At 60.3% G+C, this 23,419-nt stretch carries 24 protein-coding genes; 16 read left to right on the top strand and 8 right to left on the bottom strand.

The window, feature by feature from the left end; all coding sequences use genetic code 11:
- Positions 1–356 precede the first annotated feature (356 nt).
- The 9 genes from AB7828_RS05630 to AB7828_RS05670 all read left to right on the top strand — a co-directional run bounded on the left by AB7828_RS05630 (position 357) and on the right by AB7828_RS05670 (position 10,107).
- Positions 357–1,001 carry a hypothetical protein gene (locus AB7828_RS05630; RefSeq protein ID WP_441229634.1) on the top strand — a complete coding sequence of 215 codons (645 nt, stop codon included), beginning with the start codon at positions 357–359 and terminating at the stop codon, positions 999–1,001.
- A gap of 106 nt (positions 1,002–1,107) precedes the next feature.
- On the top strand, positions 1,108–3,003 hold the full coding sequence (locus tag AB7828_RS05635; RefSeq protein WP_441229635.1) for an AAA family ATPase: 1,896 nt from the start codon (positions 1,108–1,110) through the stop codon (positions 3,001–3,003).
- A 395-nt stretch (positions 3,004–3,398) separates the two neighbouring features.
- Positions 3,399–3,536 carry a hypothetical protein gene (locus tag AB7828_RS05640; protein ID WP_441229636.1) on the top strand — a complete coding sequence of 46 codons (138 nt, stop codon included), beginning with the start codon at positions 3,399–3,401 and terminating at the stop codon, positions 3,534–3,536.
- Between the two features lie 332 nt (positions 3,537–3,868).
- On the top strand, positions 3,869–4,420 hold the full coding sequence (locus AB7828_RS05645; protein WP_441229637.1) for a hypothetical protein: 552 nt from the start codon (positions 3,869–3,871) through the stop codon (positions 4,418–4,420).
- 17 nt (positions 4,421–4,437) lie between these two features.
- Entirely contained in the window at positions 4,438–6,669 is a 2,232-nt protein-coding gene (locus AB7828_RS05650) for an integrase catalytic domain-containing protein (RefSeq protein ID WP_441229638.1), read from the top strand.
- Positions 6,670–6,683: 14 nt separating this feature from the next.
- Positions 6,684–7,766 carry an ATP-binding protein gene (locus AB7828_RS05655; protein ID WP_441229639.1) on the top strand — a complete coding sequence of 361 codons (1,083 nt, stop codon included), beginning with the start codon at positions 6,684–6,686 and terminating at the stop codon, positions 7,764–7,766.
- 2 nt (positions 7,767–7,768) lie between these two features.
- Complete coding sequence (locus tag AB7828_RS05660) at positions 7,769–8,743, top strand: TniQ family protein (RefSeq protein WP_441229640.1); 975 nt, start codon at positions 7,769–7,771, stop codon at positions 8,741–8,743.
- 11 nt (positions 8,744–8,754) lie between these two features.
- Entirely contained in the window at positions 8,755–9,687 is a 933-nt protein-coding gene (locus tag AB7828_RS05665; protein WP_441229641.1) for a tyrosine-type recombinase/integrase, read from the top strand.
- 42 nt (positions 9,688–9,729) lie between these two features.
- A complete protein-coding gene (locus AB7828_RS05670) occupies positions 9,730–10,107 on the top strand; it encodes a hypothetical protein (RefSeq protein WP_439085193.1) in 378 nt (125 codons plus the stop codon).
- On the opposite strand, the gene AB7828_RS05675 is transcribed toward AB7828_RS05670, so the two are convergent.
- From AB7828_RS05675 to AB7828_RS05685, 3 genes are all read right to left on the bottom strand, one after another.
- Positions 10,095–10,820, bottom strand: a complete 726-nt coding sequence (locus AB7828_RS05675) for a hypothetical protein (RefSeq protein ID WP_439085192.1) — start codon at positions 10,818–10,820, stop codon at positions 10,095–10,097. The genes AB7828_RS05670 and AB7828_RS05675 overlap by 13 nt on opposite strands.
- Before the next feature lie 351 nt (positions 10,821–11,171).
- Positions 11,172–12,458, bottom strand: coding sequence for a serine hydrolase domain-containing protein (locus tag AB7828_RS05680; protein ID WP_439075238.1), 1,287 nt, complete (start codon positions 12,456–12,458; stop codon positions 11,172–11,174).
- Positions 12,459–12,582: 124 nt separating this feature from the next.
- Positions 12,583–13,341 carry a hypothetical protein gene (locus AB7828_RS05685; protein ID WP_441229642.1) on the bottom strand — a complete coding sequence of 253 codons (759 nt, stop codon included), beginning with the start codon at positions 13,339–13,341 and terminating at the stop codon, positions 12,583–12,585.
- 66 nt (positions 13,342–13,407) lie between these two features.
- Here AB7828_RS05685 and nthA point away from each other — a divergent pair, with 66 nt between their 5' ends.
- Together nthA and nthB are read left to right on the top strand one after the other, a co-directional pair.
- Entirely contained in the window at positions 13,408–14,034 is a 627-nt protein-coding gene (gene nthA / locus AB7828_RS05690) for a nitrile hydratase subunit alpha (protein ID WP_439058383.1), read from the top strand.
- Entirely contained in the window at positions 14,031–14,690 is a 660-nt protein-coding gene (nthB, locus tag AB7828_RS05695) for a nitrile hydratase subunit beta (RefSeq protein WP_441229643.1), read from the top strand. The genes nthA and nthB overlap by 4 nt, the downstream gene beginning before the upstream one ends.
- 5 nt (positions 14,691–14,695) lie before the next feature.
- Here the strand turns inward: nthB and AB7828_RS05700 are convergent, their stop codons facing one another.
- A complete protein-coding gene (locus AB7828_RS05700; protein WP_441229644.1) occupies positions 14,696–15,394 on the bottom strand; it encodes a Crp/Fnr family transcriptional regulator in 699 nt (232 codons plus the stop codon).
- Between the two features lie 45 nt (positions 15,395–15,439).
- Positions 15,440–15,580: a hypothetical protein gene (locus AB7828_RS05705; protein ID WP_441229645.1), complete on the bottom strand. Its 141-nt coding sequence runs from the start codon at positions 15,578–15,580 to the stop codon at positions 15,440–15,442.
- 68 nt (positions 15,581–15,648) lie between these two features.
- Between AB7828_RS05705 and AB7828_RS05710 the strand changes: the two genes are divergently transcribed.
- Genes AB7828_RS05710 through AB7828_RS05730 form a run of 5 tightly spaced genes read left to right on the top strand, consistent with a single transcriptional unit; the run spans position 15,649 to position 19,828 of the window.
- Complete coding sequence (locus AB7828_RS05710; RefSeq protein ID WP_120289715.1) at positions 15,649–15,846, top strand: nitrate reductase; 198 nt, start codon at positions 15,649–15,651, stop codon at positions 15,844–15,846.
- A gap of 9 nt (positions 15,847–15,855) precedes the next feature.
- Complete coding sequence (locus tag AB7828_RS05715) at positions 15,856–16,152, top strand: chaperone NapD (RefSeq protein WP_441229646.1); 297 nt, start codon at positions 15,856–15,858, stop codon at positions 16,150–16,152.
- A gap of 12 nt (positions 16,153–16,164) precedes the next feature.
- Positions 16,165–18,660: a periplasmic nitrate reductase subunit alpha gene (napA, locus tag AB7828_RS05720; protein WP_441229647.1), complete on the top strand. Its 2,496-nt coding sequence runs from the start codon at positions 16,165–16,167 to the stop codon at positions 18,658–18,660.
- Entirely contained in the window at positions 18,633–19,127 is a 495-nt protein-coding gene (locus AB7828_RS05725) for a nitrate reductase cytochrome c-type subunit (RefSeq protein WP_175369017.1), read from the top strand. Before napA ends, AB7828_RS05725 begins: the two co-directional genes overlap by 28 nt.
- Before the next feature lie 5 nt (positions 19,128–19,132).
- Positions 19,133–19,828: a NapC/NirT family cytochrome c gene (locus AB7828_RS05730; protein ID WP_089264317.1), complete on the top strand. Its 696-nt coding sequence runs from the start codon at positions 19,133–19,135 to the stop codon at positions 19,826–19,828.
- A gap of 37 nt (positions 19,829–19,865) precedes the next feature.
- Here the strand turns inward: AB7828_RS05730 and AB7828_RS05735 are convergent, their stop codons facing one another.
- The 3 genes from AB7828_RS05735 to AB7828_RS05745 form a co-directional block, all read right to left on the bottom strand.
- Positions 19,866–20,843, bottom strand: coding sequence for a Bug family tripartite tricarboxylate transporter substrate binding protein (locus tag AB7828_RS05735; RefSeq protein ID WP_441229648.1), 978 nt, complete (start codon positions 20,841–20,843; stop codon positions 19,866–19,868).
- Positions 20,844–20,951: 108 nt separating this feature from the next.
- Positions 20,952–21,929 carry a Bug family tripartite tricarboxylate transporter substrate binding protein gene (locus AB7828_RS05740; RefSeq protein ID WP_439077143.1) on the bottom strand — a complete coding sequence of 326 codons (978 nt, stop codon included), beginning with the start codon at positions 21,927–21,929 and terminating at the stop codon, positions 20,952–20,954.
- Positions 21,930–21,982: 53 nt separating this feature from the next.
- On the bottom strand, positions 21,983–23,416 hold the full coding sequence (locus AB7828_RS05745) for an FAD-binding oxidoreductase (RefSeq protein WP_441229649.1): 1,434 nt from the start codon (positions 23,414–23,416) through the stop codon (positions 21,983–21,985).
- Between the last annotated feature and the right edge of the window lie 3 nt (positions 23,417–23,419).

Below are 23,419 nucleotides of genomic sequence, written 5' to 3' on the forward strand. Positions count from 1 at the left end.
TCGATTCAAGACTTTTCGATTAGTGTGCTTTTCATCAATCGACGCGCGCCGACACGAATGATGGTGAAGACTGTGCGATTACACGTTTATTGTGCTGCGCTATTACAAGTGAATTGTGCTGCATCAACTCAAGTGTTTTGCGCTGGTGTCTGATCGAAAGAACCCATTGACACTCGAGTAAAGTTCGCTATTTGTTCTCTCATGATGAACGCGATCTTCCACTGCTGGACCGCCCGGATGCGCCCTCTGCGCACCGCGGAAACGCGTGCATCGCTCATACGAATACGCTGACTCCTTTGATCTGAGCATTCCAAGGATTCCCGGATGATTTCATCCGCTTCGGGACAAGCGTATTCATGCCCAACGCCCAGCGTAATCTTGATCGGCAAGACTCCCTCTCGAAGTTGCTAACAAGCATTCGAGAGGAAGCGTCCGCCCTTTCCTTCCCGCCGAGGAATGTCGTTCGGTGCGCGGCCTATCCGGTCTTCCGGACGCAGGCTGCGCGCGACGTCGGCGTCCTCCTCGATCTCGACCCGGCGGTCACTTCCTGGTCGTGCCTTCCTCTCGTGCTGAGCCATCGAACTCGAAGGCACGTTCCAGACTTCGTGGTCACACGGGCTACAGGCCAAAGCCTGATCGATGTGATCCCGAACCTGCGCAGCCGTATTCCTCCTGAGTGGGCGAACTCAGCCGCCCAGGCTCTCGGCTACGGCTATGAGACCCGTCGTGAAGCTGACTTGCGTGGCGACGTCAGGCTCGAGAACGCACGCGATCTCGTCCAATACGCCGCCTACAGAGCATCCCTCGGTGACCGAATCCGGATTCTCGGTCTGCTGGAGGAATACGGCTCTGTGCCTCTCTCGACCTGTCTTCAAGTCGTCCGGAATGGACACGATGCCATAGGCGTCGTCGCCGCGCTGGTCCTGCGCCGTTTCATCGAAATGGACCTCGACGAGGCCCGTATCGGCCCCGACACCAGAGTGTCCGCCTTCCGAGGCTGATCGCCCTCTCCCTTACGAATAACGGTTCGCCGGCGACGCAATGCGTCGCCGAATGCGACGGAGCACGTCTATGTCACGGATGAACAGGAAATCGAGACGGCGGGTAATGAAGCGTCCCATTCTGGACGTCGGAATCGCCATTGCCCGGTGTATGCTCGTTCGCGCTCTCCGTCACGGCGGCATGCATCACGCCATCGCCGGCACCCCGTTTGTTGTAGGGGTCGTCGTCAAAAATTCCAGCGACATCGACATCGTAGCCAAGGTCGGACGGCTGATGTTGCAGAGGATGCACCGCGAGACCGCCGTTCACGGTTACAAGGTTCTGCAGTGGACCGACAACGGCAAACCAAAGCGTCCCCACGACGACGAAGCGGATACCGCAGAAAATATCGCGGCGAACAGCCACGTCTTTGGGATTACTACGGACATCGACGCTTTCCCTGCAACCTTCAGGCTCGCAGCCGATGGTATCGTGACGATCCCGGCGACCGACGTGAGCGCCATTCTAGCGGCAAGTCATGCCGTGGGCTTCCATGGTATTTCGACGGACCTCCTTCAGGCTGTCGTAGACACGCCCCTTTCCCTGCTTGGTGCGGTGATCAGGCAGGGGCGCAACGTGAATCTTGTCGTTCGCAGCCTCGAGCAACTGAAGAATGCCTCCCAGAAAAGCCTGGAATCCGGTCCGCCCAATGAGACCCGCCTTGAGGACCTGCATGGTCTGGGCGATGCGGCAGTCTGGGGGGGCGAACTTGCTGAGGACCTGAAAGCCTATCTGGCTGGAGACCTGCCTTGGGCGGACGTTGACCGCGGCGTCCTCCTCAGCGGTCCCACGGGAACGGGAAAGACGACTTTTGCGCAGGCATTGGCCAACACATGCGGCGTGCCCATCCACATCCATTCTCTCGCCCGCTGGCAGGCCAAGGGGTACCTGAACGACCTCTTGAAGGCGATGCGCGGGGCATTCGATGCGGCACGCCGTGACGCTCCCTGCATCCTGTTCATCGACGAGCTGGACAGCTTCGGGGATCGTGAAACGCTGAACGGAAAAAATGAGACTTACGAGCGCGAGGTCATCAACGCCTTCCTGGAGTGTCTCGACGGTGTCGATGGACGCGAGGGCGTCGTGGCCGTCGGCGCTACGAACATGCCGAACAAAATCGACAGCGCAATCCTGCGTCCCGGTCGTCTCGGCAAACACATCCGCATCAGGCTTCCGGACGCGACCGCAAGGCTTGGCATCCTGAGGCATCATCTGCGCGAGGATCGACATCTCAGCGGCCTGATGGACATCGCCATCCGTCTCGAAGGAGCGTCCGGCGCCGTGATCGAGCAGACCGTGCGCGATGCTCGCCGGAAGGCTCGGGCGGAGCGCCGTCCGCTGACGACTGCCGATCTCGAGCATGGGCTTCCCCCACGCGTCAGGCTGTCCGATGATGCCTTCCGCAAAGCATGCGTCCATGAGGCTGGCCACGTCGTCGTCGGTAGTCTTCTGGCTGCGGATACACGTCGGAACGTGGTCGAAGCTCGTGCGTTCCGGGAAGTAACTCAAAACGGCGACGGAGGCTGGACCGTCTTCCATCAAATCCCCAGCGTCAATTTCACCAAGAAGGCGTACCTCGCGCAGATCACGGTGCTTCTTTCGGGCATCGCCGCCGAGGTCCACGTCTACGGTGAATACGGTGACAGCGGCGGAGGCGGTGATGAATGCGACCTCCGGCATGCCACCCTGATCGCCGCAGCGATGCAAGTCTCCTACGGCCTCGGCGACGATCTCGTCTACGTCGCGGCGAGCAAGCCTGACCAAGTGTTCGCAAGAATTCGTGTCGATCCAATCCTTCGTCGTCAGGTTGCTGCCGTGCTGGATGCTTGCTTGCAGCGCGCGAAGGACATGGTCGGGAAGCATTCGGAATTCTTGGGCGGCGTTACGCGAACTCTTCAGGAGCGAGGGACAATCAGCGCTGCAGAGATCGAAGGGCTGTTCGATGCGAACAAGTTGTCATGATTTTTTGAACTATCGAAGAGCCGCTCGGTAACCGTCGCGCAAGTTCACGATGGATTCGATCCTTCGAGGATCTGGATCTGCGGTTGGAGATCTGCTTTGTTGGCTGCCCGCGCTTGGCAGGACGAAGTCCTGTTCAGCTCGGGTCCTCGTCATTCCGGCGGGGAATTCAACCACGACCCACAAGTCACGGTCGCAACTGGAGGAGAAACGCGATGCAAACGCTCATCAACTCGTTCTCTCTTTCGCGCCCGATGATCCAATCATCGAAGTCTTCAATGTCAGCGTTCAACCCCAAACCTGCGGAGACCCTTTCGCACCGCTGACACGTGCCGGAAATCCGGCAACGACAAAGACGCTCTACGCTTTGCAGGCGTTGAGATGAGGAGTCGTGTGCAATGACGAACGAAGACAAGAAGAAGTCGATCTTCAACACCACCATCGATGCCGACAACGCCGCGCCCTGCGGCGATAGCGCAACCATGTTCGGTGCTCTCGGCCCTGACATCTCCAGGAGCTGCCACATAGCGGGCTAACGGTCGATCCGGCGCATTCCGGAAACACCGAGGACGCCACGCGTCCTGTTGCCAGCCGGGAGGCAGACGAAACCACCCCTCCTCCACGCAAGTCGCGCCTCGAAGTGCGGCAACGTCGAGCCGCGGCTGCCAAGCCCGACCACGATGACGATCCCCCTCCGCACCTTCTGGAGGACAGCGAACCTGCGCGCGCAAAGCCGCGGGCCAGCGACAAACGGCGCGGTCGTCGCGTCGGCACCCAGCCCGGGAAAATCCGGTCCGGGCAGGAAGACCATTACGTTGGAGAGACACCAATGATGCGAATTGGACGAAAGCTGGTCGGAGCACACTCGATGCTCGCCCTCAACTTCCTCACGGTCGTCGACGCGTTCTCGCCCGACATCACCGACATCGTCGCGGATCCCGAGCCGCTTGCGGTGAACGTGCGTGGCGAGATGAAGCTCGCCCGGACCCAGTACATGCTCGATCACAAGGACGGGTATCGCGAACTTGCGATCGTGCGCACCGTCGGATGGCTGCACGGGAAAACTCCCGAACAGGGTGCCTACCGCCGCGACTACGTCGATGCGGTCAAGTCCGCCGCACACCTCGCCGGGTACGGCTTCCGCCTCGCCACGGAGGAGCAGGTCTATGTCGAGCCGCGTTTCTGGAACGCGCGGATGATGCGCCGTCACCTCGCCCCCTATCGGACCGATCACGATGAATGGGTAGGCATCGAGGCTTTGCAGGAGTTGCCGAAGGAATCTTCGGTTCCGGCTTTGCAGGAATTGCTGGGCGCCAGGATCGACGCTTTCGTCGTGGCTTTGCGTCTCGACTGGCTTGGACGCGTGGTACTCGACCGCAAATCGCGGTTCAGCCGTACGTCCAACTTCGTGAAGACTTGAGCGGGAGGACATTGCACATGCGCGGTATCGTCCCCGTTCGCTTCCATATCGGCGATGTAATCCGGATCGACTCCCGGCAGTACATCGTCGGTTCGGAGCGCGAACAGTACAGGATCTTCACGGAGAAAGAGACCGGCAAGGAGATGCTCCTTGCCGGTCATGGTCTTCTGGACATGGTCAAGACGGGCCGGATCACGACGGACGCGGCCTATCGCGCCCTCGATGCAAACGTGATGGAGAACCTCCAGGTTGATTGGGGTTCTTTCTCGGACATCGAGCGGACTTCGGCTTTGCAGAAGCAGCCGTACGTCAAAAAGCTACATGCACTTCCGGAACCGTGGCGAAACAAAAGCAAGCATATCGATAAAGTGATCGAATGCGTCGAAGAGAATGGGGCTCGTCAATACCCATACGACGGGACGCCGCGCGCTAGGCTTGTGAGCGATTGGTACAAGCGCTGGATCGCCGCCGGACGTGACATCCGCGCGCTCATCGACAACCACAGTCGAAAAGGCTACAGGACGGACCGCGTCGATCCGAAGGTGCGGCATGCCGTTCACCTCGCTATCGCCGACAAGTATGCGCCGGAAAATGGCTGTCCGCCGGGAACGATGGCGGCCGCCCTGAAGGAAGCGCGCTTCATCATCGAACTCCACAACAACGAGGTCGGTTCGGCATTGCCGACGCTCGGCGCGAAGAAGCTCATCGGAAAGCATCTGGTTTCTCGCACCATCAACGGCATGGACCAGTACGAGCTGACGGCGAAACGTCACGGTCCTCAGGAAGCCGCCAAATTGGCTAAGGCAAATCGCGTCGGCCCCATCGTCACAAGACCACTCGAGGAAGCCGAGGTCGACCATACTCAGCTCGATCTTCTGGTTTGCGACAACGAAGGACGCATTCTGGGGCGGCCTTGGCTCACGGTCATTATCGACCGCTATTCGCGCATGATCCTCGGCTTCTCTCTTACCTTCACCCCACCATCGTGGGTCAGCGTCATGGAGGCTTTGCGCATCGCGCTTCAGCCGAAGGAGCACTTGCTCGAGTCGGTCTGCCGCGCCATCGGAAAGGACGTCGCCTTCGAATTCACCTATCCGTGCTTCGGCTCGATCGAACGCTTGTTTTGCGACAACGGTCCGGAGTTTCGCTCGGCTTCGATGAAGGAAACCGAGCGCGCGATCAATATGCAGATCATCGACCTTCCCCGTGCCGCTGGATGGCTCAAGGGCCGGATCGAGCGATGGTTCCACTCGCTGAACACAGGGCTTGTACATCTGTTGCCGGGAACGACGAAGTCGAACCCGAGAGCCCTGCGCAATTACAAACCGATGAAGCACGTCGAGTTGAGTCTCCACGACGCGAATTGGCTCATCACTAAATTCATCGTCGACCACCACCACTCCACGGAGCACTCGGAAACCGGCGAAGCGCCGTTGGTGATGTGGGAGCGCGGAATTAGCGAACACGGACAACCGGCCCCGCCTCCCGACGAACTTCTTGTTCCGCTCACGGGCAAGGTCATCCGGCGCAAACTGTCTCCCAACGGCATCTTCTACAAACACCTGCGATGGCAATCGAACGCATGGTCGGTGCTCATCGGTCGGTCAAAGCATTTAGAAGGGAAGCGCTCGATCGAAGTGACCGTCCGGATCGATCCCATGGATCTGAATTTCATCTACATCCTGGACGAAACTCGCATCGGGGAACGCGATGCATGGATTCAAGGGGAGCTGGAAACCGACGATCCCAATATCGCGGGCATGACGCTTTATCAGTACGAGCACTATCTCGAGTGCGAGCGCAATGCACGTCCGGCATATGACAAGGACACGCATCTCAAGCAGGCCAGATCAAGTCGCGAGATGTCTCATCTCGTGAAAAGCAAGCTGCGGCCCACGAAGAAGATGCCTTCCAAGCTCGCCCGTTTGATGACCGATGGCCGCAACGCGGGCGAACACGTCCGCGGATCCCGCCTTGGGCGCGACGAAAGTACCACTACCATCGGGTATCACGACCACCAAGATCCCAAGCTCCTGTCGCCTCCCCCCGGCGAACGGGGTCCGTTCCGCGGTCGCCAGCCCCTCCCGTCCGGCCCCACACAGATCGAACCCAACCTGACACGGCTCGATCCGGCCGCCTTCAACGAAACCGCCCGCTCCGTCGCACCGGCGCGTCTAACTGCGCCGTCTCCTGCGGAAAACAGGTCACGGCCGAAGCTTGCCGTGAGGCCGCGCAGCCATCTTGATTGAGGAATGAATACGAAATGACCTGGAATGACAAATCGACCCACGATCGCCTGACCCACATCGGGCGGTTCGTCGTACAAACCTCAAACCTGTTGGAAGCCAAGGCCGTCCTTCAGCGCTTGTATCGCAATTTCCGCGTCTCGCAGCAGGCAGGTTGCGCATTCATCGTCGGGAGAACCGGAGCCGGAAAATCCACGGTCGCGAACGACTTTCTGGAGGATATCCGAGAGATGTATCGCGGTACGTTGAAGAATGGTGACGATCTCCAGATCGCGGCACACCAGGACTATTCGCACACGATGAGTGTCACCTTCGAGAAGCCCGGTCATGGCCTTGTCCGCCCGGTTCTTAAAGTCGAAGTTCAGGCGAGCACCCGCCGAGACTTGTTCAGGGACGTTCTTCTTGCCATCGGAATGAGGGTCGGCAGCCGAACGACCTTCGGCCAGATGATGGCAATCGCTCGTCACCAGATCAATGAACAGGACATTCGTCTGATCATTTTCGACGACTGCCATCATATCGCCGAAGGAGACATGACGAAGGCTCTCCATGCGGCCAACGTAATCAAGTGCCTGATCAAACAGGCGCGTGTTCAGGTCGCTTGCATGGGAGTGCTCCACGCCGGCGATCTTCCGCTCGTCAACGACGAACTGGAGTCCCTGAAAGACGAGAACCACACTATGCGGCCGTTCGACCTCGATCTCGGAGAGGAAAGCGAATACATGGATTTTCTCCGCTCGCTGTCGGACTGGATGCCTTTTGATCGAAAGATGGCGTTCGATGACGACGCGGTCGCGATGGGTCTCTTCAAGGCGTCCGACGGTTATGTCGGCACGCTGACGAAATTCGTCACCAAAGCGGCTGAAGTCGCGATCGATAGTGGCGCCGACATGATGACGATGGAGCATCTGGCGATTGCTTATGCACGCAAAACCAATGCGCCGACTTGGGAAAATCCGTTCGAGAACCAGACCCTCGACATTCAGGGCTTCCGTGCCGCCAAGGCGGAGCGTCGCCGCACGCAGCTAAATGAGGTTGCCAGGGGGCAGAACGAACGAGCGGCGCGTAAACGAAACACTCTCAGCAAGAAGCTGGCCTGACAATGGCCGCACGCATTCTCCCACTTGTCGTCGTCCCCGCCGAGGACGAACCCGCCCACGGAATTCTCCTCCGCCTCGCCGAGCGTAACGGAATTCTAATGCCCGGCCTTATCCCGTCCATGACCGACTTGACGCCGTCTCGCCTGCGCGAAGGCAACGGCGCGTTGCGGCTCGCCTCCATTCTTGGATGCGAACCCGCGGCCTTCATGGGATCGACCCCTGTTGCGGACATGCGAGATCATCTTGTGGTTCGCGGCGAGCGTCTCGGGCGCTATTGCGACTTTAGGGTTTCCGCACGCCGTTTGTGTCCGCATTGCATCGCCGAAGGGCCGCATCAGCGGTTCTGGTTCGACCTCGAATTCATCACCACATGTCCCAAACACGAGGTGGGTCTGATCTCGACATGTGCCTGCGGGAGCCCCCTTTCCTGGCAAGATGTCAGCGTTGAACGTTGCGTCCGCTGCGCAGGCGGCAGTGTCGCCGTCGTTATCCCGTCTTCTGGAAGCCCGGATGTCATTGAGATGGATCGCTGGGCGCTCGGCCGACTTGGCGTCGGGAAAACGGTCGGCCTGCCCGTTCTCGACAAGATGCCGTTGAAGCAAGCGATCGACACCATTGGGCAGATCGGCGCCCTCGATATCGGAGGATATCGCGACCACTGGGTCGAGGCACGCGAGTTGGATATGCCCGAGGTCCAGGTGCGAGCGCGGGGCTTCGAAATCCTAAAGCATCGACGCCTCGATGGCTTGCTCGACAACGTCTATGACCAGTTTCTACGGTCTGGCCACAACGGCGTCGCGAAAATGCATACCGCGTATGGCTGGTACGGTCATTGGTTCTCCTTCCTGAGGCCGGAGAACTACCCGAGCGAAATCAGCGATCTTGTGCTGGCGAACGCAGAGCGGAAGTTCGACGTGAGGCGCGGTGCTTTTCGTCAGATGCGATTTGCAGCACATCCCATTGCGAGCACGCTGTGATGAGGGCGTCCATGATGGACGACCAGACGTTGGCCAAATCGTGGCTCGACGTGTTGTTCGTAGAAAAGGGACTTTCAACCAACACCATGGCCGCCTACGGGGCGGACCTTGAGAAATATCTGGGATGGTTGACATGCCGGAAACTGACGCTTGCCACGGTCGAGGAACCCGACGTTGTCGAATTCCTCGACTCTCTGGAGCGCAATGGCTCGGCAGAATCCACGCTGAGGCGTCTCAGAACGACGATCAGACAAGTTCATTCATTCTTGGTGGCTGAGGGCCATTCCGATGCTGACCCCACAAAGGGGTTCGAGCGATTGCCGCGCTTAGCCATGACGCCCTATCTCATGTCGATGTCCGACGTCGAACGCATTTTGGATGCCGCCCACGCTCTGACAGCCGAGACCCGCTTTGGAATGCTCCGACAGGCAGGGTTCATGCGTCGCGCAGCCCTGCTCGAGACGATGTACGCTTCCGGAATGAGGGTCAGTGAAGCGGTCGCCCTACCTGCCGATGCCATCCAGGCGGACGGCTGTGGCGTCGTGATCGTTGGTCGTAGTGGCAAGCGCCGATGGGTACCGCTGAATGCGAAGGCGATCGAGAGCATCATCAATTGGAAACGGATGGCCACGATGGCCGGTCTTCCGACATCCGAATGGGTGTTTCACTCACTCAAGCATGTCGATCGGCATATGAGCCGAGGGTCAGCATGGCTGGAAATCAGGGAGATCGCGGCAACTGCCAACCTTGCAGACGCCGAGAAAATCTCACCGAAAGCGCTGCGCCATGCCTTTGGCGCGCATCTGCTGAAGAACGGTGCCGATTTGAGTGCGGTTCAGGCGATCCTCGGTCACGCCGAGATGTGGACAATGGAGATGTATGCGGAGTCTATGTCGAACGATGTACAAAAAATGTGTGGGATCCATCCGCTAGGCGAATCGTAATTTTGACCTCATAGAGGCCAATAAAACCGGGAAGAATTTTCGATGGCTTTCATCTACCTTGAAGCAGGCGAGAGGGCCGCGCCGGTTCTTGTTGACGGCAAAAAATACTGGGTTGGACGATCGCGAAATGGCCGGTTCCTCAAACGCCTTTTCGCGACTCTGGCTGCCGCGCTGGCAGCAGGTGACGAAGCGGACGAAGTAGAGGAATTGGCCCTCGATCTTCGAGCGGATCCGTTCATGCCGTACCTTGTGCTGACGCCGGACGATGAATCGCTCGTATTGCTCGGAAATGAGGAAAACGATTGCCTTTGGGGCGAGCTTCTTCGCTACGGGGCGACCGCTGCCCATTCAATCGGAGACTTGCAGGTGCTCGTGAACGCAATCATGGCGCAGCATCCAGGCGCGGGTTACAGTATTTGATCTTGTTTAGGCCACTGAGGGGTCTTTTGAACCCTTATGTAGACGGGATGATTGCGATTCAGAAGGCTGTCACTCCCGTTGATTTCTTCGTACTTTGTGGCCCAGTGTAGCCATTCATTCGCCGCCGCCAGTTTATTGTGAAGCGCTGCGTCCATCGGGCCGATCAGGGTCTCACCGATGCGTCGAATGTAAAACGCCACGTTGGCCGGTCGTCCGATCTCATAGGCCACGGTAAGAAGCTCAAGAAGAAATTCTATCCGGGCAAATGGCTGCTTGTCGAAATCTACCTTATTGGATTGATCTTCTATCTTCGACATTGAAACCAAAGTTGTATGAAGTGCGAGCAGTTCTGATCTGACGTCCTCACGTGGTGACGCCGACAGAAACGCATGCCAGTTAGCGATTCTGGCGCGCAGTTGCCTAACCGCTCCGATCTCGACGGACTGTCGCAACAGCTTCAGGCGCGTATCCTCGACCTTGTAATCCGTGATGAAATTCCGGGCGCGCACCACGGCTTCATCGGCTGATGAAGTGGCCATTATGTGCAGTGGTTGAAAGCTTCGGAATAATTCCCGGCGTTCCCTCCCCCACTCGATCAGGATCGCTTTGGCTTGCTCATCTGACGGCGTGACGTGTGCCCTGGCATTGGCCGTTTCCTCTCGGCCATACTCCAAGTCCATATCAGTCTGCTGGTAATCTGAACTTGCACTCATTCGATGGCCGATCCTCGGTGGTCCCCTCAGAAAGGGTGAGGGTCCGCAATCACCGGCGCAAACCTGCAGGAGTCGCGGCAGGTCGGTCATAAGGTCCGTGTCCGGGTCAACACGTCATTCTTGCCTACAACCTGAGGTCAGCGAATCCCTCGCCGAAACGGTCCGAGGAAATTTCCGCACGAGCCGTGTCGATCTTATGTGGGGAAAGTGCGAACTATGTCGGTCTTATGAGGGGATTGGCGTTGTCTTATGTGGGGACAATCCACCGAAAACATTGAGGAATTTCGGTTATCTTGTCGATCTTATGTGGGGATCTACATCTCTTAAAGCCGCACCACGGCCACGCTCCCGCTATTTCCTGATCGCGTCGTAGACCAGCGTCTTCAGGATCGGCTGGATGCGGCCGCGCTGGGTCGGCGTCTGCACCATCAGGATCATCACCATGTCCTGGTCCGGATAGGTCCAGAAGTAAGTTCCGGCGGCGCCGCCCCAGGCCATCTCACCAATAAAGCCGGGCACGCCGTCCTCGCCGGGTCCTGTGCGGACGCCGAAGCCAAGACCGTAGCCGAAGCCGGCACCGGGATAGTAATAGGCCCAGGGCTTCACATCGCTGGCCGGCGCGACCTGGTTCTGGCGCATCAGTTGAACCGACTCGGGCTTCAGGATTTGGACGCCGTCGAGCGTGCCGCCATTGATCAGCATCTGCAGGAAGCGCGCGTAATCGCCCGTGGTGGAGACGAGGCCGCCTCCTCCTGACTCCCATCTTCGCTTCACCGTGGGATCGCTGATGGTCTCGTTGCCGATGATGCGGTCGGTTGGCATCGGCTGCGCAATCCGCGGCGCCTTGGCGGGATCGAGCACGTAGTAGCCGGTGTCGGTCATGCCCAGCGGATCGAATAGATATCGCCTCTGGAAATCGTACAGCGACTGGCCCGAGGCGATCTCGATGACGCGCCCGAGAAGATCGGTCGAATGGCCGTAATCCCACACCGTGGCCGGCTGATAGGCCAGCGGCAGTTTCGCAAGCCGGGCCGCGAAATCGGCATTGTCGAAATCGCCGTCGAACAGGCCTGCGTCGAGATAAAGCTGCGTGATCAGGCCAAGATTGGTGAAGGCCGAACTGATGCCGGACGATTGCCGCATCAGGTCGAGCACGGTGATCGGTTTCTCGGCCGGCGCAAAGTCCAGATAGGGTTTGCCGCTGGCATCCGCGCGTTCGGTCGCGACCTGCGGATGGGCGAAAGACGGAATGAACTTGGCGATGGGATCGTCGAGCCTGAGCTTGCCCTGCTCCACCAAAATCATCGCCGCGACCGATGTCACAGGCTTCGACATCGAATACAGCCGGAAGATCGTATCCGTCGTCATCGGCGCCATGGTCGCGGGATCGCGGACGCCAAAGCCCTCATAATAGACCGGCTTGCCGCGGTGCTGAATCAACATGATCGCGCCGGCGAGATGGCCTTGGCCGACTTCGCGGTCGAGCATGTCGGAGACGCGGTTCAGGCCGTCCTGGGAAAAGCTGCTGAGATCAGGCTTGTCCGTCAGCAGGCTGGTGCCTGCCAATGCGGGCGTGACCAGCGCTGCGGCGATGGTGAGGACGGATAGGAAGTCGCAAGATCGTCGCAAGATTGACACTGGATTTCCGCAAGCCGGCTTGAACACGGCCGGACGTTAACATCGAGATATTTCAGATGCTTGTCGGAAAATCACGCAATTTGCCGATATCGCGGTTTTACAGCGATTGCCGGCCCCAGGTGAATCACAAATGCGCGTCGGGTTTGCTCACGCTTCCCGGCGGCGGAAACCGGATCGTGGTGCCCAAGGTGATCCAGTTGGAATTCTCCCCGGTGATGTTGCGGCCATAGATCACGTCGACCGAGAAGATGTCGTTGGGCCGATAGCGCAAGCCGGTCTGGATGCGTGGCTGGATGACGCTGGCGAATTCGGCGTGACCCGCCTGCCCGTACAGTTCCACTGTGTATTGCAGCACGTCGGTGAATTTCCAGTCGAAGCCGACGCCATAGGTGAAGTAGTGGCGATCGATCACGCGATCCCACAGCCAGCCGGCATTGAGATTGATGCGCATGGTTTCGTTGAAGCGATAGGTCGCCGGAATCTCGGCGAAGACGGCGGTGTTCTGGCCGGTCATGGCGTCGAATGTGCCGCTGGCCAGCGCCGATACGCCGAATTTGCCGATCCCGGTCGGCTCGATATTGATCTTCGCTTTCGGCGCCAGCGTGGTGCTGAACTCGCCATCGGAGCGGCTGTGATTGGTGAGGACGCTGAGTTCGACCGGACGCGTGATCTCGACCACGCAGGACGGATTGGCCATCGCCGCAAAGTCGCTATTGGTGGCCATCGAATACCAGCTCTCGACCTTGCAGGAGCCGAGGTCCGAGATATCCGCCGCATCGACCGCATAGGCGCCATTGGCCGCCTCCGCATGGCCCGAAGCCACCAGCAGCGCGACCAGAACGAAGCCGAACAGCGTCAGCGCGCGATAACGAGGAGCAGCCATGCTGTAGACCTAGCTGAGTCCCGAAATCCTCGACAGAACAATCGCGCCTCGCTTATCCTGCTTGGCATGAGCGAACACCATCATGACCACGATCACGATCATTCCGAATTGTCGGACACCGAGCTGCGCGTCCGTGCACTCGAGACCATTCTGACCGAGAAAGGCTATATCGATCCGGCAGCGCTGGACGCGATGATCCAGGCCTATGAGACCAAGATCGGGCCGCACAACGGCGCCCTGGTGGTCGCGAAAGCCTGGACCGATCCGGCCTTCAAGGCGGCGCTACTGGCCGATGGCTCAGCGGCAGTCGGCACGCTTGGCCATGTCAGCCGCACCGGCGATCATCTCGTGGTGGTCGAGAACACGCCCGAGCGCCATAACATGGTCGTGTGCACGCTGTGCTCCTGTTACCCCTGGGAAATGCTCGGCCTCCCCCCGGTCTGGTACAAGGCGGCGCCCTATCGCTCGCGCGCCGTGAAGGATCCGCGCGGCGTGCTGGCGGATTTCGGCTTCACGATTCCGAATGACACCGAGATCCGCGTTTGGGATTCGACGGCAGAGACACGTTTTCTCGTGTTGCCGATGCGACCTGCCGGCACCGAGGGCTGGAGCGAAGAACAACTGGCCGAACTGGTCACGCGCGACTCGATGATCGGCACGGGTCTGGTGACAGCGCCGGGAGCGCCGTCATGAACGGCGTCCACGACATGGGCGGCATGGACGGTTTCGGCAAGGTCGAACCGGAACCGAACGAGCCGATGTTTCACGCGGAGTGGGAATCCCGCGTGCTGGCCATGGTGCGCGCCATGGGCGCGGCAGGCGCCTTCAACATCGACGCGTCGCGCTTCTACCGCGAAACGCTGCCGCCGGAGGTCTATCTCTCCAGCAGCTACTACAAGAAATGGTTTCTCGGCCTTGAGGATATGCTGGTCGAGCGTGGCTTCCTCGCTGCCGATGAGATCAAGGCCGGCCACGCATCTGTGCCGCCGAAGCCGCTGAAGCGCGGCAACTTCACCGTTGATAGTGTCGAACGCGTGTTGACCCGCGGCTCATTCACGCGCCCTGCTTCGGCGCCTGCCGCATTCGCGATCGGCGATCGCGTGCGGATGAAGAACATCCATCCGACCACCCATACGCGCCTGCCGCGCTATGTCCGCGGTCATGTCGGCGTGATCGAACGCATACACGGCGCCCATGTCTATCCCGACACTGCGGCGCATGAGCAGGGCGAAAACCCGCAATGGCTTTACACCGTCGTGTTCGACGGTGCCGAGCTGTGGGGACCCGATGGCGATCCGACGCTGAAGGTGTCGGTCGAGGCGTTCGAGCCATATCTCGATCCGGCGTAATTGCCTCAGTGCGCCCGCACGTCGCCCGCCAGGCCCGCGAGTCTGGCGGGATCGACGACCGTCAAGCGGCCGCGACCGGCTTTCAGGATCAGCATCCGGTTCCAGGCCGAAACGGTGCGGCTGACCGTGAAGAGCGTGGTGTCGCTGAGTTCGGCCAGTTCCTGGCGCGAGATCCTCAGTTCGATCGGAACGCACTCACCATCCGGATCTCCTTCCCGCACCAGGCGCAGAACGATCCGTGCGATACGTCGATCGGCATTCTCACTCGTTGCCTCGTGAAGACGGCGCAGCAGATGATCGGTTTGCCGTCCGACGATACCGAGGACATTGATCGCGAGCTGCGGGACAACATGCATCAGTCCGCTGAAGCGATCGGCGGACCAGCACAGCAGTTCGGTCGCGACTGTCGCGCGCAGGGTTGTCGGGCGAGAAAAATTGCCGAACATCGATGCGGCTCCGGCGAGATCGCCGCGTCGCATGAATTGCAGCGTTTTCTGCGCGCCATGCGCATCGATCATTGTCTTCTTGAGCTGACCATCGATGACCACAGCGATTATCGCCGGTACGTCGCCCTGTTGCCAGAGCGAACAACCGCAATCCAGAACGTGCTTTCTGCCAGCTTCGATGACGATGCCGCGTGCGCCCTCGTCCAGGCCCGCAAAAAGCGGCGTTTGACCAAACGAATTGCACATCTCACGATCCATTGCTCGCCTTCCGGAACGAGCGATTTCGCCGAGCAGCTGTCGCAATCAAATAAAACTGTCATCAAAGATTCTGATGCGAGCGGCTCCGCACGACGACATCGCGATCAGAACAACGATATCAAATAAATCCTCCGCAGAGTTTGTTGTTTGATCCAGCGCAAAGAAGGTGGGCGCTGCAGCAGGCATATTGCCCTCGCTCTAGGCGAATCTCGCCTCTTCTCCAGGCATATGGCCGCAAACCGAAGGGGGAGCGTATGGTGACGGACCAGAATATCGCTCAGCCTGCAGAGGCTCAAAGACGCAACAGCCGCATGTCGGAGTTGCTCGTCTTTCTCACGATCGTCGTTCTCATCTGGCCCGTCGTCGCGGTGGGCGTGGTCGGCGGTTACGGCTTTCTGGTCTGGATGACCCAGATGATTTTCGGCCCGCCCGGCCCGCCTCTGCTTCACTAGGACTTTCACATGACAGACAAACTCACCAGACGCGCTCTGTTGACCGGCGCGACCGCCGGCGCGTTCGCGCACGACAATGAGCACATCTCCAGCGCCGTCGTGTCGGTGCTTCCGGCCCATAGCGACGCGGTATCTGCGCGGTTGTCGAGCCTTCCCGGTGTCGAGATACATCACCGCACGGCCTCCAAACTCGTGGCGGTCCTCGAAGGGCCAGGCAGCGGCGCACTAGGTGCGATGCTCGCAGACATCTCATCGTGGCCGGGCGTGCTCTCGGCCAACATGGTCTTCGAACAGCGTCTCGACTAGGAGAACGACGAAATGCCCCTTTCGCGGCGTGATCTACTCAAGGCTCAGGCAGCAGCCATCGCTGCAGCGGCGGCTGGCATCAACGTTCCGGCGGCCGCTCAGTCGATTGCCGGCGGCGTCGGGTCGCTGTCCATCAAATGGTCGAAGGCGCCGTGCCGGTTCTGCGGCACCGGTTGTGGCGTCATGGTCGGCGTCAAGGACAACAAGGTCGTCGCCACCCATGGCGACACGCTGGCGGAAGTAAACCGCGGCCTGAACTGCATCAAGGGCTACTTCCTCTCCAAGATCATGTACGGCGCCGACCGCCTGACCACGCCCCTCCTCCGCAAGAAAAACGGCGTGTTCGACAAGAACGGCGAACTCACGCCGGTGAGCTGGGACGAAGCATTCGACACCATGGCGCAGCGCGCCAAAGCGACGCTGAAAGAAAAAGGACCGACTGCAATCGGCATGTTCGGATCGGGCCAATGGACGATCCTCGAAGGTTATGCCGCGACCAAGCTGATGCGCGCGGGTTTCCGCTCCAACAATCTCGATCCCAATGCACGGCATTGCATGGCGTCTGCGGCCGTGGCTTTCATGCGCACCTTCGGCATGGACGAGCCGATGGGATGCTATGATGACTTCGAGGCCGCCGATGCCTTCGTGCTGTGGGGCTCGAACATGGCCGAGATGCATCCGATCCTGTGGACGCGCCTCACCGATCGCCGCCTTGGTCATCCGCATGTGAAAGTCGCGGTGCTCTCGACCTTCACGCATCGCAGCTCTGACCTTGCCGACATCCCGATCGTGTTCAAGCCGGGCACTGATCTTGCCATTCTCAACTTCATCGCCAACCACATTATCTCGACTGGTCGCGTGAACACCGAATTCGTCAACAACCATACGACGTTCGTGAAGGGCACGACGGATATCGGCTACGGGTTGCGTCCCGAACATCCACTGGAGAAGAAAGCCAAGGGCGCAGCCACGGCCGCAGCGACGACGCCAATCGATTTCGCGGCCTACGCCGAATTCGTGAAGGACTATTCGCTCGAGAAGGTGTCGAAGCTGACCGGTGTCGAGCCCGGCTTTCTGCTGGAGCTCGCCGAGCTCTACGCCGATCCGAAGCGCAAGGTGATGTCGCTCTGGACCATGGGTTTCAACCAGCACGTCCGCGGCGTCTGGGCCAACCAGCTCGTCTACAACATCCATCTGCTGACCGGCAAAATCTCTGAGCCCGGCAACTCGCCGTTCTCGCTGACGGGGCAGCCATCGGCCTGCGGTACGGCGCGCGAGGTCGGCACCTTCGCGCACCGCCTCCCCGCCGACATGGTGGTAACCAACCCGGAGCACCGCAAGCACGCTGAAGAAATCTGGCGCGTGCCGCATGGCCTCCTGCCCGACAAGATCGGTTATCACGCCGTCGAGCAGGACCGCATGTTGCATGACGGCAAGCTGAACTTCTACTGGGTTCAGGTGAACAACAATGTGCAGGCGGCGCCCAACAGTTCGGGTGAGACATATCCGGGCTATCGCAACCCCGCCAACTTCATCGTCGTATCGGATGCCTATCCGACGGTGACGGCGATGTCCGCCGATTGTGTGTTGCCAGCGGCGATGTGGGTCGAGAAGGAAGGCGCCTACGGCAATGCCGAACGACGCACCCATGTCTGGCGCCAGCTGGTCGATGCGCCCGGCCAGGCGCGCTCGGATCTCTGGCAGCTGATGGAGTTCTCCAAGCGGTTCACGACGGACGAAGTGTGGCCCGCCGCCCTCCTCGAGGCCAATCCGAACTACAAGGGCAAGACGCTGTTCGATGTGCTGTATCGCAACGGCGAGGTCGACAAATTCCCCGTCGGCGAAATCCCAGCTGACTACGAAAACCACGAGTCCAAGGACTTCGGTTTTTATGTGCAGAAGGGGCTGTTCGAGGAATATGCCACGTTCGGCCGCGGCCATGGCCACGACCTTGCGCCCTGGGACGTCTATCACGAGGTGCGCGGCCTTCGCTGGCCGGTGGTCAATGGCAAGGAGACCAAGTGGCGCTACCGCGAAGGTCTCGATCCCTACGTGAAGCCGGGCAAGAAGATCGAATTCTACGGCAATCCGGACGGACGCGCGCGCATCATCGCGGTGCCCTACGAGCCGCCGGCCGAGTCGCCCGATGCTGAGTTCGATCTGTGGCTGGTGACCGGCCGCGTGCTGGAGCATTGGCACTCCGGCTCGATGACCATGCGCGTGCCCGAGCTCTACAAGGCGTTTCCCGGTGCGCGCTGCTTCATGCATGCGGAAGACGCACGGGCCCGCGGCCTCAATCAGGGCGCCGAAATCCGGCTGATGTCGCGGCGCGGTGAGATCCGCACGCGCGTCGATACGACCGGACGTAACCGCATGCCCCGCGGCGTGGTGTTCGTGCCGTGGTTCGATGCCAGCCAGCTGATCAACAAGGTCACGCTCGACGCAACCGACCCGATCTCCAAACAGGCGGACTTCAAGAAATGCGCGGTCAAGATCGTTTCCGTTTAAGTGCGATGAAGACGGTCATCGCGGCAATCATCGCCGGCGCCATGGTGCTGGTGTCCGGTGCGATCTACGCGCAGTCTGTCCAGACAACGCCACGGATCGTGCCGCGCGTCACCGGCGCAGCGCAGCCGATGGGCGACGTTCCTGCGCCGCCCTTCCCGCGGCCCGTCACCGACGACAAGCGCGTGATGCGGAACTATCCGGAGCAGCCTCCGGTCATTCCGCATTCGATCGAGAACTATCAGCTCACGCTGCGAGCCAATCGCTGTCTTGAATGCCATCGCCGCGAATATACCGAAGGCTCCGGTGCGCCGATGATCAGCATCACGCATTTCATGGATCGCGATGGCCAGATGCTCGCCGATGTGACACCGCGACGCTATTTCTGCACGGCCTGCCACGTGCCGCAAACCGATGCGCGTCCGCTCGTCCCGAACACCTTCACCGACATGAAGGCATCCGGCAGGTGAGCGCCATGAAGTGGTTGATATCCAAGTTTCTGTGGTTCTGGCGCATCGCCAGCCGACCGGCCACGCATATCAGTCTCGGCGTGCTGGCGCTGGGCGGCTTCCTCGGTGGCGTGATCTTTTGGGGCGGTTTCAATACGGCGCTGGAAGTCACCAATACCGAGAAATTCTGCACCGGCTGTCATGAGATGCGTGACAACGTGTATCAGGAGCTGCAGCGAACGCCGCATTTCGCCAATCGATCCGGCGTGCGTGCCACCTGTCCGGATTGCCATGTGCCGCATAACTGGACCGACAAGATCGCGCGCAAGATGCAGGCGTCGAAGGAAGTGTGGGGCAAGATTTTCGGCACGATCTCGACGCGCGAGAAGTTCCTCGACATGCGTCTGGAGCTTGCCAAACATGAATGGGCGCGCCTGAAGGCCAATGACTCGCTGGAGTGCCGCAACTGCCACTCGGCGATCGCAATGGATTTCACCAAACAGGCGCCCCGCGCGGCGGCGATCCATGCCAAGTTCCTCGTCACCGGCGAGCGCACCTGTATCGATTGCCACAAGGGCATCGCGCATGAATTGCCTGACATGTCCGGCATCGAGCCCGGCTGGAGCGCCCCGGCCGAACTTCGCGACCGCCATAGCCACCACACGCCCGATGCGGATCGGTTGTCGCGCTATCTGGCATCGGTGAAGGAGACGCAGCCGTAGGGTGAATGAGCGAAGCTGACCCACCCTACGGCACGCCTCAGTTCATCGTGATGTTGGCCTTCTCGATCACACTCTTCCAGCGCTGCGTTTCGCTGGCGATGTATTTGGCGAACTCGTCCGGCCGGACCGCCACGGCGACGGCCCCGAGTTCGGACATCTTTTTCTTCGTCTCGGGCAACTGCATGAATTCGCGGATCGAGACTGACAGCTTGTCGGTGATGGCTTTCGGCGTTCCGGCCGGTGCCATGAAGCCGTGCCAGGCGACGGCCTCAAAACCCGGCAGGAATTCGGACACCGCCGGCAGGTTCGGATCGAACTCGGCGCGTTTCGGCGAGGCCGTCGCCAGCATCGCGAGCTTGCCGGCCGCCGCATGCGGCAGCAGCAATGGCACGTTGTCGAAGGCGATATCGATTTGGCCGCTCAGCAAGTCCGTGACCATCTGGCTTGAACCTTTGTAAGGCACGTGCACCATCTTGGTGCCGGTCATCTGCTGGAACAGTTCGCCGGCAAGATGCTGCGTGGTGCCGACGCCGGCCGAGCCGAATGTCACCTTGTCGGGATTGGCTTTGATATAGGCGATCAGGTCCGGCACCGTGCGCGCCGCAATCCTGGTCGGGTTCACCACCAGCACATTCGGCACCATGCTGATCTGCGCGATCGGCACGAGATCCTTTTCAGGATTGTAGGACAGTTTTGCGCCATACAGCGTCGGATTGATCGACAGCGCCGAGGTGCTGGCAAGGCCGATCGTGTAGCCATCGGGCGTAGCGCGCGCGACGCGGGTGACGCCGATGATGCTGCCGGCACCGCCGACATTCTCGATGATGACCGTCGCGCCCATCTTCTTCTGCAGATGTTCCGACACCATGCGCGCAAAGATATCGGCCGTGCCGCCGGCGGCGAACGGAACGATGCTGGTGATCGGGCGGCTCGGGTAATTCGTGTCCTGGGCCGTCGCTTGCGTGAGCGTTCCAAGCGTCAGGCAGGCAGCCATCAGGATTGACCGAAGTCTCATTGAACATTCCTCCATGTGTTTTTCTATTTTGATCGTCGGCGTCCTTTGGTGGACGCTCGATATCGCCGGTGGTGACGAAAGTGACGTCGTCACCACCGGCGTGGTCACCTAGTTCATCGTGACGTTGGCCTTCTCCATCACACCCTTCCAGCGCAAGGTCTCGCTGGCGATGTATTTGGTGAACTCATCCTGCGGGATCGCCACGGCGACTGCGCCGAGTTCAGCCATCTTCTTCTTGGTTTCCGGCAGGCTCATGAATTCGCGGATTTCCGCCGAGAGCTTGTCGACGATCGGCTTCGGCGTTGCCGCCGGCGCGATGAAGCCGTGCCATGCGACAGCCTCGAAGCCCGGCAGGAATTCGGCGACGGCCGGCACATTCGCGTCGAACTCGGCGCGCTTCGGCGTTGCCGTGGCGAGCATCGCCAGCTTGCCACCGGCCACATGCGGCAGCAGCAGCGGGACGTTGTCGAAAGCGATGTCGATCTGGCCTGAGATCAGGTCGGTGACCATCTGGCTTGAGCCTTTGTAGGGCACGTGGACCATCTTGGTGCCGGTCATCTGCTGGAACAGCTCGCCGGCAAGATGCTGCGACGTGCCCGGTCCGGCCGAGCCGAACGTCACTTTGTCTGGATTGGCCTTCATATATTCGATCAACTCTGGCACCGTGCGGGCCTTGATGCGATCGGGATTCACCACCAGCACGTTAGGCACGATGCTCACTTGCGCGAAGGCCACCAGGTCCTTCTCCGGCTGGAACTGAAGCTTGCTGCCATAGAGCGAGGGCGCGATCGCCAGCGGCGATGTGCTGGCGAGGCCGATCGTGTAGCCATCAGGCTGCGCCTTGGCGACACGGTTGACGCCGATATTGCCGCCGGCGCCGCCCATATTTTCGACCAGCACGGTAGCGCCGAGTTTCTTCTGCAAATTCTCCGAGACCATGCGCGCGATGATGTCCACGGTGCCACCGGCCGCGAAGGGCACGACGATGGTGATCGGCTTGGTGGGGTATTTCGCATCTTGCGCGCTCGCCTGCCCGACGGCGCCCAAGGCGACGCAGGCGGCCATCAGGATGGATTTGATCTTCATGCGTGTTCCTCTTCTCGAATGAGTGTTCTGCTGAATGCTTGCGGCCGCCTCGCCTATTGCGCAGGCAGCACTTTTCCGGGATTCATGATGTCGTTCGGATCGAGCATCTGCTTGACGCTACGCAGCAGCCGCAACTCGGTCGGCTTGGTAACGCGTGCAAGCCGCTCGCGATTGGCAATGCCGATGCCGTGTTCGGCACTGATGCTGCCGCCGAGCGCAACGGTCTCTTCATCGACGATGGTGTTGATGCCGCGGATCGTGTCCTGAATCTGATCCTTCTGGTTCTGTTCGAGGCCTGGAATGATCGCGAGGATGTGGATGTTGCCGTCGCCGATATGGCCATGCATCACGATGCGAGCGTCGGGCCGATAGGCAGCGATGCGCTTCTCCACCTGCGTGACGAACGTTGCCTGCTGCGACAAGGGCACGGCGCTATCGTGCGAGATGACGTAACCGGCCTTCTTGCTGCCCTCCGACACGCTGTGGCGGATTTTCCAGAACGCTGCGGCCTGCGTCTCGCTGGAGGCCACCAGCGCATCGGTGACCAGCTCGCGCTCATAGGCATTGCTGAGCAACGCTTCGAGCGCTGCATTCAGATCCACCGACACCAGCGTATCGACGAGTTCGATCAGCAGATACCACGGCGTATCCAGCTCGAACGGGATGTTCACCAGCGGCAGGTTTTCGGCGATCACCTCGATCTGGCCACGCGACATCACCTCGAAGGCGCCGATGCGATCACCGAGTTCGGTACGTGCCTGCGCGAGCAGGTCGAGCACCGCATCGATGCTGTTCAGCTTGGCGAAGGACACCGCCCTCGCCCTTGGCTTCGGAAACAGCTTCAGTACAGCACCAGTGATGATGCCGAGCGTGCCTTCGGCGCCGATGAAGAGCTGCTTGGTATCGAAGCCCGTGGAGTCCTTGCGCAGCGCCGTCATGCCGTCGAGGATCTCGCCATCGGGCAGCACGACTTCGAGGCCAAGCGTGAGTTCGCGTGTGGTGCCGTAGCGCAACACGGCGGTGCCACCGGCATTGGTGGAAAGATTGCCGCCGATCTGGCACGAACCTTCAGCGCCAAGGCTGAGCGGAAACAGGCGGTCGATATCGTCGGCCGCTTTCTGGATGTCGGCAAGGATGCAGCCGGCATCTACGGCGATGGAGTCACCGAGACGGCTGATGCTGCGGATCTTGTTGAGGCGATCAAGACGCAACACGATCATGTCGCGCTCGCCGAGCGGCGTCGCAGCGCCGCACATGCCGGTGTTGCCGCCCTGCGGGACAATCGCGATGCCGGCAGCCGCACAGGCCTTCACGACATCAGAGACTTCCTGCGTCGAGCCAGGCTTGACCACGGCCAGCGCCTTGCCGTGATAGCGGCCGCGCCAGTCCACCACATAGGGTTCGAAATCGCCGCCGGGGCCGATGACGTGACGGGGGTCGCCGACAATGCCGGCGAGGGTTGCGAGAAATGCGGTATGGTCGGTCAATTC

Source organism: Tardiphaga sp. 215_C5_N2_1 (assembly GCF_052076055.1).
Classification (GTDB): domain Bacteria; phylum Pseudomonadota; class Alphaproteobacteria; order Rhizobiales; family Xanthobacteraceae; genus Tardiphaga; species Tardiphaga robiniae.